This window comes from Longimonas haloalkaliphila (assembly GCF_055379825.1).
On record NZ_AP043948.1, the window covers coordinates 145707 to 160355 of the forward strand.

Consider the following 14649-nt stretch of genomic DNA (forward strand, 5'->3'; position numbering starts at 1 on the left):
GCTTACATTCCTGTGCGCATCTGTTTACACACCTGCTTTGGTTTCCTTTCGTACATTTCATTACACCGTATGGGTTCGTCATCACGCTACGTCTGCCAGGAATGTGGACACACCGCCCACAAATGGATGGGTAAGTGCTCCGGCTGCGGCGCCTGGAATACGCTGGTCGAAGAGAAGCCAGCGTCTAAGGTAAAAGCCCGTGTCCCGAAATCGCCCTCGCGCAGCAATGGGGATACCACGAATCCCCCTGAACCGATTACCGACGTAGAGCTCGGCCCCGAAACGCGCCTCGAAACGGGCATGGCCGAGTTCGACCGCGTTATGGGGGGCGGTATCATGCAGGGCTCGTTCAGCCTCATTGCGGGCGACCCGGGCATCGGGAAGAGCACGCTGATGACCGAGCTGGGGCGCTTCTTGCCCGACCGTACTATCCTATACGTAACGGGCGAGGAGTCGAAGCGGCAGGTCAAGCTGCGCGCGCAGCGCCTCGGTGTAGATAGCGATCAGCTGCTTCTACTTTCAGAAACCAATGTTGAGGCCATTGGCGCTGCCGTACGTTCCTGCAACCCTGACCTGCTCATCGTAGACTCGATTCAGACGATCTTTCGTCCCGATCTGTCGAGCGCGCCGGGGTCGGTCAGTCAGGTACGCGAAAGCACCGCCTCGCTGCTCAAGATTACCAAAGAAGACGAGTTTTCGACGTTCCTGGTCGGCCATGTAACCAAGAAGGGCACGATCGCCGGACCGCGCGTGCTGGAGCATATGGTGGATACGGTGCTGTACTTCGAAGGCGACCGCCACCATGCGTTCCGGATTCTGCGTAGCGTGAAGAATCGCTTTGGCGCGGCCAACGAGATCGGGGTGTTCGAGATGCGCGAAACCGGCCTGCACGAGGTCCCCAACCCCAGCGAGATTTTTCTTTCGGAGCGCGGGTACGGGGTAAGCGGCTCGGCGGTGGTCTGTTCGATGGAGGGCACCCGGCCCATCCTTGTAGAGGTGCAGGCGCTCGTATCGCCCAGTTCCTACGGCACGCCGCAGCGTACCGCGACCGGGTTCGAGTACTCGCGCCTGCAGATGCTGCTGGCGGTGCTGGAGAAACGGGTCGGACTCGCGTTCTCGGACCACGACGTGTTCATCAACATCGCGGGCGGTGTGAAGCTGAACGAGCCTGCCGTTGATCTGGGCACCGCGGTGGCGGCGGTGTCGTCGTTCCGCGACGTGCCTACGGATACCAACGCCGTGCTCATCGGCGAGGTCGGGCTCGGAGGCGAAATTCGCACGGTGAGTCAGCTGGGGCCTCGCCTGAAGGAGGCCGCGAAGCTCGGGTTCGAGCGGGCGGTGGTGCCCACCAATAACCTCGACCACACGACCGCGCCGGAGGGCATCGACGTGATCGGAGCCAATACGCTCCGGGATGTACTCGACACGGTCCTGTAGCACCGAACTGTAGCACCGAACTGTAGCACCGGACCGGGGCTCCACCCTCGCGGAACGGCCCACCGGGTCAGTGCTGAAGCACTGCCTCACGATACGCCTGCATCGTAGGCTCGATGACCGGTGCGGGGGTGGAGCGCTCCATCACGGACTGGAGGGCATCCGGTACGGGCACTGTTTCGCCAATGAGCGGCTCCACCACGGTGTCGAACTTAGCCGGGTGCGCGGTGGCCACCAGCACCCAATGCGGCGTGTCGCGTTGCTCGCGGACGGCGGCTGCGGTGGCGGTGTGCGGGTCCCACACGGTATCCCATATCGCCGGGCCACGCCGGATCTGCCGCTCAATTTCGTCGTCGGCAATGCGCTCGGCCTCCACCTGACTACGCACCGCTTCGATGGTCGGCCAGTGGTGACGCAGGCGCTCCATGTTGCTCGGGTCGCCCACATCCATGGCCGTAGCGAGCGTTTCTTGGGTGGGTTTCGGCTCCCAGGTGCCCGTCTCCAAGAAGTCGACGACCGGACGGTTTTCGTTCGTCGCCATCACGACCGGACGCATCAGACTGCCCATGGCGCGGGCGTAAAGCGCCGCGACGGCATTCCCCAGATTGCCTGAGGGCACGATGAATCCAGGGGCAACGCCGTGGCGCTCTACGTACCAGCGGCTGGCGGCAGCGTAATACGTGAGCTGTGGCAGCAAGCGCCCTACATTGATGCTGTTGGCCGACGAAAGACGCTTTTCTGTCGAGAGCACCTCATCTTGAAACGCGCCTTTCACCAGGCGCTGGCAGTCGTCAAAGTCGCCGTTGACTGCCAGCGTCCGCACGTTCTGGTCCCATCCGGTCAACTGCTTCTCCTGCCGCGCCGACACGCGCCCCTTTGGGTAGCACACCACCACTTCCACGTTGGGCTTTTCATGGAATGCGGCAGCCACCGCCGCCCCCGTGTCGCCCGACGTAGCCACCAGAATCGTGATGGGCTGATCGGCCCCTTCGTTGAGATGCGAAAGCGCCGCGGCCAGAAAACGCGCGCCTACGTCTTTAAACGCCGCCGTAGGACCGTGAAAAAGCTCCAGCACCGCCGTGTCGCGCCCGAGTTCGTTCAGCGGCACCGGAAAGGAGAACGTGTCGGCACAGACCTCCGCGAGCACAGGCGCGAGCGGGTCGCCCTCGAAGTAGGGCGCCAGCATGTGCGCTGCGATGTCGGTGATGGCATCAGATGGCGCATCCAGTGGATCCACCTGCGGAAACGAAGCGGGCACGTAGAGTCCGCCATCAGGCGCCAGGCCCCGGGTCAGGGTTTCAGACGGCGTAGCATGGTGATCCGGATCGCGGGTGCTTACGAAATGCATGCGGAGGCAAGGTGTATTCAGGGGGATGCGAGCGGTCGGTCGTCACGATGAGGGATCGGGCATACCCGGTGGCCCCGACGCTCGTTCAGTCGCTCGTTCAGCGCGTCCGGCCTCGTCGTGCAGTTCAGCGCGGACCCGCGGCAGCGCGTCGGGATGCGTCTCCTGTAGATACGCCACAATCTTTTCGCGCACTGCGCAGCGGAGCTCCCACAGGTCGGGCGCGCTGTGGGCACTCATCAGCGCACGCATCTCTACCGTACGCTCGGTGGTGTTCGTCACGTGCAGGCGCCACACGCGCCCGTCGAAGTACTCCGATGCCTCAATGATCTCACCCAGCGCTTCGCGGACCTCATCGAAGGGCACTGTATGATCCACGTAGAGAAAAACCGTGCCAAGCAGCTCCGATGTCTCGCGCGTCCAGTTCTGAAAGGGCTGCTCGATGAAGTGCGTGATGGGCACCACAATGCGCCGCTGATCCCAAACACGCACGACCACATAGGTAAGCGTAATCTCCTCGACCCACCCGAAATCGCCCTCCACGATCACCACGTCATCAATGCGAATCGGCTGCGTAAACGCCACCTGAAACCCGGCCACGATCGTACCGATGGTACGCTGCGCCGCGAACCCAATCACGATACCAAGGACGCCCGCCGAGGCCAGCAGCCCGGTGCCCAGACTGCGGAAGGTGTCATACTCGAACAGGATAATGCCCAGTGCCACCACGCTTATGATGATTATGGCGATGCGACGGAGCAGGCGTGTTTGCGTCACAATTTTTCGGGCACGCAGGTTGTCTTCTTCGTCAACCGAGAAGCGATCCGCGATGAGGTCTTCGGCTACGTGGACTGCAGCAGTGAGCAACCACGCAGTGCCCACCACAAACAGCGTGTGCAAGGTCATGCGCAGCCCTTCTTGCCATGCCAGATCGAGCCCAGGCAGAAATAGCGGAAAGGCGGCGCGCACTGCCAGAATAGGGATCAGCAGTTGCAAGGGACGATAACTGCGGTCAAGCAATCCAGCGCGTAGTTGGGTATCCCCGCCCAGGCGAGCGTTGAGCGTGCGCATCCCCCAGAATGCCACCCTGTGGAGCAGCAAACCGACGACGACAGCTCCGGCGAGGTAAGGAATTGTGTAGAGGAGGACGTCCATTGCAACGTAGATGCTGTGGGAGGAGCAATCACAGAGGCGGGCATATCTTATGAGTCTGTGGGCGCATCTATCCGTCGGGCTCCTTCACTGGCCACGCGAGCGATCCACACGTCGGCATCGAGATCTTCGTGAGCGAAGGCTGCGCGCATGGCACGTCCGGCGCGCTCGGCGGTAGCGGCGTCGCGGCACCAGGCAAAGACGCTGGGTCCGGCGCCCGAGATGGATCCGCCCAGCGCCCCCGCGTCGCAGGCAGCAGCCTGCACCGCGTCGAAGCCGGGGATAAGGCGGGCGCGGTGCGGCTCAATCATGACGTCGTGGAGCGATCGTCCGATGAGCGCGAGGTCGTTCTGGGTGCAACCGGCTACGAGCGCCGCCAGGTTAGCGCTCTGCTGCACAGCAATGGGCACGGGCACCGCCTCGGGCAGCACGGCGCGGGCGGAGCGGGTTGAGATCTGCATGTGGGGGTGTGCCAGTGCAGCGTGCAGGCCCTCGGGCACCGAAATGGGCACGACATCGAGCGGATCGAGGCTGCGCGTGAGCGCCACACCGCCGTAGACCATAGGCACTACGTTGTCGCCATGCATGGCACCGCTGGCAATCTGCTCACCCTGCAAGGCGTAGTGCAGCACCTCGTCGTCGGTCAGGGGCGGGTCGACCAGGACCTGCGCTGCTTTCATCGCGGCTACTGCCGAGGCTGCGGATCCGCCCATGCCCGAGCTGAGCGGAATGCCCTTGTGAATGTGCACGCGAAAGCCATACGGGAGGTCGCGGTCCGCAATGAGCGCCAGCAGGCCCACCGTAGCGGTGTTGGCCTTGGGGCGACGCGGCAGCTCCGTCACGCATCCGGTAATCGACGCAATCTCAACGGTGGGCGTCTCGATCCGCTCGATGCGCACGCGGTCGTGTACCGCATCGAAGGCCCCACCCAGCACGTCGTAGCCCACAGCTACATTGCCGATGGATCCGGGGGAGAGGGCCGTAGCCGTGGTGGGGAGGGTGTCGGATTGGGTATCGATGTCTGTTGCCATATGAATCGTGTCGATTTGTATTGTACATCGCGTGTAGGGACACGGCGCGCCGTGTCCCCACGTATCGCATTCTCACATTATCGCAACGACGCATCCCCTACGCATCCACAATACGCAGCAGGTCAGCAAACACACCCGCGGCGGTCACGTCCGGCCCGGCGCCGGGGCCTTGCACGATGAGCGGGTTTTCGTTGTAGCGTTCGGTGCGAAACTGCACGATGTTGTCGGTGCGGTGGATGCGCGCAAACGCATGCTCGTCGTCGTACCGCCCCAGGCGCACCGACGCCGCGCCGGTGTGGTCGACCGATCCCACAAACCGAAGCACCTGCCCGGCTTCGCGGGCCTCGCGTAAGATGCGGGTCATGGTGTCGTCGTGCTCGGGCAGCCCCGCCATAAACGCATCGACCGAGCCATTGGTGAGCGCATCGGGCACAAGGCTCTCTACGGCGACGTCGTCGAGCGTAATGTCGAGACCCATTTCGCGGCCCAAGATAACGACCTTGCGGGCCACATCCATGCCCGACAGGTCGTCGCGCGGATCGGGCTCGGTGAAGCCGTTGGCCTTCGCCTCCCGCAGAATATCGGAGAACGCACGCTCGCCGTCAAACGCGTTGAAGAGGTACGACAGCGTCCCCGACAGAATGCCCTCAATGCGAAGCACCCGGTCGCCGGTCTCGATCAGGTTGTTCAGCGTCTGAATGATGGGTAGTCCCGCCCCCACCGTGGTTTCGTAGAGGTAGCGGGCGGAGGCGGAGCGCCGCGCCTCCTGCAGCGCCCGGTACGCATTTAGGGGAGCGGTGCTCGCCTTCTTGTTGGGCGTCACGACGTGAATGCCGCGCCGGAGCCAGCGGGTATATCGCGCCGCCACAGCCGGACTCGACGTGCAGTCGATGAGCACGGCGTGCGGGTGGTAGTCGGTCTGGATGTGGTCGGCCAACGCGTCAAGGTCGCTCGGATGCGCCTGCTCGCGGAGTGCCTCCTGCCATCCGTCCAGATTCAGGCGCTGGTCGTCGAGTGCCATGTAGCTGCTGTTGGCAATGCCACGCACCCGAATGTCAATGCGCTGCTCCTCACGCAGTCGCTCGGCCTGCGAGTCGAGCTGTTCAAGGAGCGCCCCGCCCACGTTACCCGGTCCGATGATACCCACCGAGAGGGTATGGTTTGAGAGGTAGAACCCGGCGTGCGCAGCGCGCAGCGCCCTGGTGGCGTCATCGCCATCGACCACAGCGGTGATATTGCGCTCGGAGGAGCCCTGTGCCATGGCTCGCACGTTCACGCCCGCCTGCCCGAGCGCGCCGAAGAACGTGGCAGCGATGCCCGGCGTGCCCGCCATCCGGTCGCCCACCACCGCAAGCACACTGCACCGGTCGGTGACCTGCACCGGATGCAGGTGGCCCTGGTGGATCTCGGCGTAGAAGGCTTCTTCGGCAGCGGCGCGGGCCGCATCGGCCTGGGCTTGTGGCACCGCGAAGCAGATGGAGTGCTCGGAGCTGCCCTGTGAGATAACGACCACCGACACATTCGCGGCCTCCAGTGCGCTAAAGAGCCGCCGGGCGATCCCCGGAACGCCCATCATCCCCGACCCTTCCAGATTGACCAGCGCCAGGTCGTTGATCGTAGCAAAGCCCTTCACGGGACGCTCTGTTTCGCCGTTCAGGTGGATGCGGGTGCCCGGATCTTCGGGCGAAAAGGTGTTGCGGATGTGGATGGGGATCTCACGGTCGAACGCTGGGGCCAGCGTTCGCGGATGGATCACTTTTGCGCCGAAGTAGGCCAACTCCATGGCCTCCTGATACGAGATCGCGTCGAGGCGCTGGGCGTCGGGCACCTGACGCGGGTCAGCGGTCATCACGCCATCTACGTCGGTCCAGATATGCACCGCGCTGGCCTCCAGCAGCGACGCGAAGATCGCTGCCGAAAAGTCGCTGCCGTTGCGTCCGAGCGTAGTGGGAGCCCCCTTTGGCGTAGACGCCACGTACCCTGTTACGATCAGCACATCGGCATCGGCATGCTCTGCATGCCAGCGCTCCCAGCGTGCACGCGTGGCCTGCCGGTCGACCGTCGGGCCCATCGTGTCGTGACGCACGATGAGCACGTCCCGCGCGTTCAAGAAAGCCGATTGCACACCCGTCTGGCAGAGACGGGTGTGCAGGAGCCGTGCGCTCCAGACCTCGCCGAATCCCGCAATCAGGTCGCGGGCCGTATCAGATACCGTGCCGAGGAGCTCGCCGGTCTGCAGCACGTCGCGAATGGTTTGCACGTCGCGATCCACCGCGTCGGCAGCATCGCGGGCCGCGTCCTCGCTGAGCACAGCATGAACATACGCGTGCTGCGCCTGCCGGATCGTCTTGGCCTGTTCAAGGCGCGCTTCATGGGGCTGCGTCGTGTCAGCGAGCGCAAGCAATCTGTCGGTTGTGCCTCCCATCGCCGATACGACGGTAGCACATGGGGGATTACACTGCTGAATGAGCGTAGCAACATGCTTGAGACGGTCGGCGTCGGCAAGACTGGTGCCGCCAAACTTATAGACGGTCCACGGAGACGAGTCGGGCATAGAACAACAGTTGTTGAGGGGCAAGCAGTTCAGTTGACGTGCGCTTAACGGATGCGCCCGTTAGGCGGTTGCATGTGGGGAAGCACAGATAATAAACATGATCACCGAAGGGACGGAGCGACTGACGAAGTAAACGGATCAACCGCCACTGCGATACACCGGGCGCTACCGTGTGGCGAAGCAATTTCTAACGGCATGTGCAGGTTTCCTTCCTCCTTTGTTGATCGCCGCCTTGTCGCAGAATGCGTGGTCTTCACATCCCCCATTCCCTCACGCTGTTCGGGATTTCCCCCTTCGCGAAGGGGGAAATGTCGCGTAGCCACAAAGGGGGATATGCGCCCAAAAGGATAATGGAAAACTTGCACACCGCGTAATTTCTATGACCACATCATCCGCAATCGCCAAGCCCTGCATCGCATCCACCGGTACATTCACGACAACCCGGTCCGGTGAATGCAGGATCGGTTCCATTCGCACGGATAAACACTCAACGGATGAGCACTCAAACGACAACACGCCCGGCCTCCCATGCAGGGCGACCGGGCGTGATTGGTTTTGGCGATGACCGGGCGTAGCATTACCCACATCCTGTCGTCGTCCCGCACGCGGGGCAGATGTAGCAGGCGCCGCTGCGGACGGTGATGGTGCCGCAGTTGGCGCAGGGGGGCGAATCCTCTTGGTTTTTGTAGGTGGTTTTCGCCGTGATCTGCATCGCCGTTTTCTGGGCTGGCGTATCGGTTGCGGTCTCCATGAACGCATCGATGGTCTGACCGATGAGCGAGTCCTCGTCGTCGACCGGCTGGGCTTGTTTGGTTGCCGGCATCTCGGATGAGGGCGTGTCCATCGTTCCGAAATCGAGCTCGGCCTGAGCCGCATCAGAGGCCGTTTCGCCGCTACGGGTGTTGTCCCCCACAGCGGCGGATTTAGGGTCCACGGTACCCTCCGCCGCACCGGACGTCTTCGGTTCCGCATCCAAAAACTTGATGGACAGGTATCGGAAGATGTAGTCCATCATCGACTTGGCGATGGGGATCTGCTTATTGTTGGTGAAGCCGCTCGGCTCAAACCGCATGTGGCTGAACTTGCGGCACAGATCCTCCAGCGGCACGCCGTACTGCAGCGCAATCGACACACTGGTCGCAAAGGCGTCCATCATGCCGGCAAGGGTTGAGCCCTGCTTGGCAATCGTGATGAAGATCTCGCCCGGCTGCTCGGTTTCGGGGTAGAGACCCACCGTCAGGTAGCCCTCGTGTCCGGCAATCGAGAACTTGTGCGTGATCGATGGACGCTCATCCGGCAGGCGCTTGCGGGTCGGCTTGTATACGACCTTCTCGCGGATCTCCGGCTCGGCAGGCTCTGCGTCAGGCATCGCGCCATCGCCCGAGGGCTCGGCCTGGGCGGCTGCTTCCTTGGCAGCGGCTTTCTCGGCGTCGGACTTCTGCGTATTGCCGCCTTCGCTGGTTGACAGCGGCTGACTCCGCTTCGAGTTCTCGCGGTAGATGGCTACCGCCTTGCAGCCAACCTCCCAGCCTTTCTGGTAGGCGTTGGCAATGTCGTCCGGATCGACATCCTCCGGCATGTTGACCGTCTTGCTAATTGCCCCCGAGACGAACGGCTGCACCGCGCCCAGCATCTTGATGTGGCCCAGGTGGTGAATCGACCGCTCGCCGTTGGACGGCGCAAACGCGCAGTCGAACACCGGCAGGTGCTCGTCTTTGAGTTGCGGCGCGCCTTCAATGGTATCGTGCTCGTCGATGTAGGCAATGATCGCCTCAATCTCATCTTCGGAGTAACCCAGGCGGTTCAGGGCCAGTGGCACGGTCTTGTTCACGATCTTAAACATGCCCTCGCCTTTTCCGGCCAGCAGCTTATACTTCACGAGTGCGATATCCGGCTCGATACCGGTTGTGTCGCAATCCATGAAGAAGCCAATTGTGCCGGTAGGTGCGAGTACCGTAGACTGCGCATTCCGGTAGCCGTGCCGCTCGCCCAGCGCCACCATCCGTTCGGCACTCTCGTGGGCGGCCTGCAGCAGGTAGTCCGGGCAGTCGTCGCGGTCGATGTCGTGCACCGCATCGCGATGCATGCGCATCACGTTGAGCATCGGCTCTTCGTTCGTGGCGTACTCCTCGAACGGACCGATGCCTTTGTTCGCGGCAATTTCGGCGCTGCGGGCATACGCTTCACTGTGCTCAATTGCCATGATTGCACCAGCCACTGCGCGCCCTTCGTCGCTGTCGTACGGCAGGCCCATTGACATCAGCAGCGCACCGATGTTGGCAAATCCGAGTCCGAGCGGACGGAAAAGGTGGCTGTTGCGGGCAATGGATTCGGAGGGATATCCGGCATTATCGACGAGGATCTCCTGCGCCGTAATGTAGATGCGTGCCGCAGCACGAAGACGCTCCACATCCACCGAACCATCTTCGCGCTGATATTTGCGCAGGTTCAGACTCGCCAGGTTACACGCCGAATTGTCCAGGAAAAGATATTCACTGCATGGGTTGCTGGAATTGATCGGCCCTGTGTTCTTGCAGGTGTGCCACTTCTGGATGGTGTCCTCGTACTGCAGACCCGGATCGCCACAGATGTAGGTGCCTTCGCTGACCTTGTGCAGCAGCTTGGCGGCGTCGATCTCTTCGACAACCTCATCGGTCGTTACCGCGCGCAGTTCGAAAGATTCGCCGCGCTCAGCCGCCTCCATGAACGCATCCGTCACGCGCAGGCTGTGGTTCACGTTCTGGAAGTCGACTGCCCCGTACGCCGGACCGTTAAACGAGCCGTCGTAGCCCTGCTCAATGAGCGCCCAGGCTTTCTTTTCTTCGGTCTGCTTCGCCTCCACAAACTGCTCAACGTCGGGGTGCCAGCACTTCAACGTCTGCATGATCGCCGCGCGGCGCGTCTTCCCACCGCTCTTGATCGTGCCGCCCGTAGCGTCTTGCACCTTCATGAAGCTCACCGGACCGCTCGGCTGGCCGCCACCGGAGAGCTTCTCTTTGGACGAGCGCAGCGTGCTCCAGTCCGCCCCCACGCCCGATCCGAACTTGAACAGACGCGCGCTTTCCCCCATCGTCTTCCAGATGCCGTCGATGGAGTCCTCTACGTCGACGATGAAGCACGCCGAGGCCTGCGGATACATGTACGGATCGACCTGCACGACCTCCTGGGCCTCACGGTCCCAGCCGTAGATCTTCTTGTTACCCGTGTCGCGAATGCCGTACTGCTGCCCCAGTCCCACGTTGAACCATACCGGCGAGTTGAACGCGCCGTACTGGTTGGTACAGAGCCAGGTCAGTTCGTCGTAGAAGCGGTCGGCATCTTCATCCGTGGCAAAGTAATCCTGCTCGCGCCCCCACTCGGTGATGGTGCGAGTGACGCGGTCAATGAGTTGCTTGAGCGAGTGCTCACGCTGCCCCTCGGCCGGACTCCCATTCCCGGCGTCCAGGTCGCCGTAGAAGTACTTGCTGGCTACTACGTTTGTCGCCAACTGGCTCCACGACTCGGGAAACTCGACATCGTGTTGCTCAAAGACAGCGTCGCCACTTGGGTTCTTGATGGCGGCGTCGCGCGTCTCCCAGGTGACGCTCTCAAAGGGATGCTCGCCCTCCGACGAAAACACCCGTTCGATGGAAAGCCCTCCTTCGAGTGCCTCCGGATCAGGCAACTCCGGTGCACTGGCACCGGTGAAGAGGGATGAATGCTGCGAATCAGACATGCGGTTATACCTCGTTTTCTTTTCTGTAACAGACGACCATAAGCGCAGAAAACGCCGATCAACGCGAAAATACCGCGCAGACCTTGACGAAACGCATACACAACTAACCGGCATCGTCCGATGGATGCAAGGGTCATTTATCCACAAACAACCCACGACGTGGATAGCGCTCAATATACATAACGGACATTACAATCAATCCTAAATCAGCCTCCAAATCCACTCAGCAGGGATATATAGAAACCGTTATTGATACAGATCGTCGCAATTTCCGTATTTTGCTTGCAACAGTTATCCACATTGTGGATAACCCTGAGGTCGAGTCACAGTTGCTTCACAAATAAATAGCGGATATAAATATGCGTCCTTCTAACTCGCTCGCGCCCATACGCCGCTCCTTTCCTGCCTGCTGCGTACTCCTCTTTGTTATAGCATTAGGTATGGGTGGATGCGCAGGCAGTGCCCCATCGGCACCAAACAACGACCCTGCAGGCATGCCTTCCTATGATACCCATGCCCTTGAACAAGCCATTCATGACCGGATCAACGAGGTGCGGACGCGTAACGGACATTCTTCGCTTGCGTGGTCGAGTGCCCTCGCCGGCCTCAGCCGCACGCACAGTCAGGACATGGCCGAGCGCGGATTCTTCAGCCACATTAACCCCGACGGGGAGCGTCCTGCCGACCGGGCCCGTGCAGCCGGTCTGACATGCTCTTCTATTGTCGAGGACGTGGTAGACACTCCTTCTTCGGCGGGCGGACTCGGCGAGAACATCTTCAATGCATCGGCCTACAGCAGCCGCCGTGTGGTACGGCGCGGAGACGAGGAGACGGTTTCGTATGACTGGAATACCGAAGACGAACTGGCCGATGCGATCGTCGACGGCTGGATGGACAGCGAAGGGCACCGCCAGAACATCCTCCGCGATTCGTATCAGGCTCAGGGACTCGGCGTGGCCGTATCAGACGAGAAGCGCGTGCTGGTGACTCAGACCTTCTGTTAGACACGGGTGGGGGTTCACGGGCAAGGAGCCGCGTTGGTAAAACGTGCTATCCTAACACGACAAGACCGTTCACGCTTCAGGCATACCGTTTCTCCGCTTCCACAGCATCGCGAAGCTGCTGGGCGAGCCAGTCGGCTTCTTGCTTGTTGTGGAGATTGTCAAGGTGCGCCACACGATTCTGCATATCCGACATGTGGCTTTTCATATTGCTCATACTTTTCTGCCCAAATACCTGGCCCATGGTATCCATTATCCCCTGGGCTGTGTCGCTGTTGAACCCTTTATCGTCGCCTCGCTTCTGGACTATAATCTGATAGTCAGAATTGGACCGTGTCCCCGATATTCGTACATCGATGTCCTCGACATCCATAACTGGAAAACGTTCGCTCTTTCCGCCTCCTCCCTTTACCTGTACATCGACCTCGCCATTTGCAACAGTTATCGTTGTCTTCTGCGTCCACGCCACCCATGCTCCCCACGAAAAGGCCAGTCCGATGACAAGGGCAAAAATGCTTCCCATTACGCTGGCCACGAAAAAGAACGGAGTAGCCACTACCAGTCCTATACCCACAGCAGCCATCAGCGCAACTTTGGCGATGCCCTTCAAACTCCGGTCAGGCTCTACGCGGATGCGTACGCCCTGCCCGCCAACCCGCTTCAATGATATGTTCTTACTGATGGGTTCAGTGAGGTTGGGCTCAACTACGTACTCGGCATACGGGTCGTCGGAGTCTGCTTCATCTTCGCCTGTGCTAACCCGGAGGGCCTCTTGGTCGTTCTTCAAGTCCCACAAGACCTGCTCTGATTGCTCGGCTGACGCGCCGCCGTTCTGAGCTGCCGCTGCATTTTCGGGGGCGCTCTGCCTATTGTTTTCAGGCGCCTGTCCCTCAAGCTCGTACACAGGCACTTCGAAATGGGCCTTATAATCGGTTCCAGGGATCTCAGCCCGTACAGCCACCTCCCAGATAATATCTGATTTACCAGTACGAGCCAGGTATTTCTTAGAGCGTTTGATCGCCGTTGAACGCGGCATATCTTCGGGTGTCTCAAACGATACCGGGATATGCGCACCGTTCGAATCAAACTTCATAGCCCGCATCTGCTTTTCTCCGCGCCACAGGAGGTGGGTGCGTTCTTTTACTGTACGGCTCTTATTTTTGCCACTACCGCTCGACTCGTAGCGGGCAGTACGTCGATAGCATGAGAGTTGTACCTGCGCCCCATGCTCTGGAAACTCGGAGCGGTCGATAGCCGCCTCAACCCGAGCGAGCATCCGCTGGCCCATGCGTACTGGCATGGTTTCCAGTTCTGCTTTCGAGATGCCAAATCGCTGCTTACGTTTGTAGGCTTTCACCATCTGCACAGCCATGAATGCCCCCGCCAGCGGGAAAACCAGCACGAAGAGCACGCCCCACTCCGGCGTTTCTGCTGTAAGGATAGCAGACCAGATGGCCCATCCGGCCAGAACACCACCACCTCCCAGAAACACCGCTGTGAGGCCCCCCCACGACTGTGTGTTTTCATGTGTGAGTGTAGATGATTGCCAGGCTTCGCGAGCGGTCCAGGGTTCTTCCAGATTTTCAGCTTCCCTGTAGGCCTTCTGCCGGCGGTAGTTCGCAACAGATGTAGATATGAACCCAATGCCAATAAATAACATGACGCCTGCAATAAACAACGGGCTGTATGTACTCTCGGGTACCGATCCCGTCTGTACGATGATACTCAGCGGGTCATACAGCATCACAGCGGCACCGATACATAGGCCAACTCCAATAGCTCCAAACAACCCAAAAGTGAGTGTGCGCAGAGGGCCTTGTATGCTTTCGGGTAGAAAGCGGGAAAGAAAGCGTAGCATAATCTTGCAAGATAGGTAGGGTGCGAACACGTAAACGGCATGATGCCGGATGCCGCATAAGGCAAAGAGACATGCTCAATCACACTCAAATCACAGACCGGCATATCTACTTAACCCATGCGCACTTTATCCCTTGATGCGGACACCCGGCAAGATCGAGACACACAATAATGTTGCATTTGTATGATTTGGCGACCCAACACATCGATCTGCAACGGATAGGGATGAATCCAAGCGCGTTTACTGCTGCAAATACGTAAACTACGAACTATGTCTACTGCAACGTCTACCATCAACGCCCCACGTCGCCGCCGAACGCCGAACCCGCGTCGTCGGCAGCCGCGCCGTCAGCCGAAGCGGTCGCCAGGCTCGCCCTCACAGCCGCCCCGCGTGCCCAACCCGAAACGGCGGGAGCCCAACACAACGCCCTCCCCAAGCCAGCCTCAGCGTCGGCAGACGTAGCCGGTAGCTTCACACTACAGACCGTGGATGGACGGGGCGTTCCCTGATTGGGACTCGTAGCGTCGGCACGGCGTAGCGCAATAGGTTCGCTTTCCTT

Annotated in this window: 9 protein-coding genes; 3 read left to right on the forward strand and 6 right to left on the reverse strand. The window is 60.7% G+C overall.

Annotated features, from left to right (window positions below):
- Positions 1-69: 69 nt before the first annotated feature.
- On the forward strand, positions 70-1437 hold the full coding sequence (gene radA / locus ACZ48V_RS00555) for a DNA repair protein RadA (RefSeq protein ID WP_464540631.1): 1368 nt from the start codon (positions 70-72) through the stop codon (positions 1435-1437).
- A gap of 67 nt (positions 1438-1504) precedes the next feature.
- Here the strand turns inward: radA and thrC are convergent, their stop codons facing one another.
- The 5 genes from thrC to ACZ48V_RS00580 all read right to left on the reverse strand — a co-directional run bounded on the left by thrC (position 1505) and on the right by ACZ48V_RS00580 (position 11231).
- Positions 1505-2782: a threonine synthase gene (gene thrC / locus ACZ48V_RS00560; RefSeq protein ID WP_464540633.1), complete on the reverse strand. Its 1278-nt coding sequence runs from the start codon at positions 2780-2782 to the stop codon at positions 1505-1507.
- A 42-nt stretch (positions 2783-2824) separates the two neighbouring features.
- Positions 2825-3934 carry a mechanosensitive ion channel family protein gene (locus tag ACZ48V_RS00565; protein WP_464540635.1) on the reverse strand — a complete coding sequence of 370 codons (1110 nt, stop codon included), beginning with the start codon at positions 3932-3934 and terminating at the stop codon, positions 2825-2827.
- Between the two features lie 47 nt (positions 3935-3981).
- Positions 3982-4962, reverse strand: coding sequence for a homoserine kinase (locus ACZ48V_RS00570; RefSeq protein WP_464540636.1), 981 nt, complete (start codon positions 4960-4962; stop codon positions 3982-3984).
- Positions 4963-5059: 97 nt separating this feature from the next.
- Positions 5060-7516 (reverse strand): bifunctional aspartate kinase/homoserine dehydrogenase I, encoded by a 2457-nt coding sequence (gene thrA, locus ACZ48V_RS00575; protein ID WP_464540638.1) that lies wholly within the window; start codon positions 7514-7516, stop codon positions 5060-5062.
- 577 nt (positions 7517-8093) lie between these two features.
- Positions 8094-11231: a vitamin B12-dependent ribonucleotide reductase gene (locus ACZ48V_RS00580; RefSeq protein ID WP_464540639.1), complete on the reverse strand. Its 3138-nt coding sequence runs from the start codon at positions 11229-11231 to the stop codon at positions 8094-8096.
- A 494-nt stretch (positions 11232-11725) separates the two neighbouring features.
- Here ACZ48V_RS00580 and ACZ48V_RS00585 point away from each other — a divergent pair, with 494 nt between their 5' ends.
- A complete protein-coding gene (locus ACZ48V_RS00585; protein ID WP_464540641.1) occupies positions 11726-12235 on the forward strand; it encodes a CAP domain-containing protein in 510 nt (169 codons plus the stop codon).
- Positions 12236-12311: 76 nt separating this feature from the next.
- Here ACZ48V_RS00585 and ACZ48V_RS00590 read toward each other — a convergent pair whose 3' ends face one another.
- The gene (locus ACZ48V_RS00590; protein WP_464540642.1) at positions 12312-14090 is read right to left on the reverse strand and encodes a hypothetical protein; all 1779 of its coding nucleotides are present in this window, start codon (positions 14088-14090) and stop codon (positions 12312-12314) included.
- 270 nt (positions 14091-14360) lie between these two features.
- Between ACZ48V_RS00590 and ACZ48V_RS00595 the strand changes: the two genes are divergently transcribed.
- Positions 14361-14552, forward strand: coding sequence for a hypothetical protein (locus ACZ48V_RS00595; protein ID WP_464540644.1), 192 nt, complete (start codon positions 14361-14363; stop codon positions 14550-14552).
- The last annotated feature ends 97 nt before the right edge of the window (positions 14553-14649 follow it).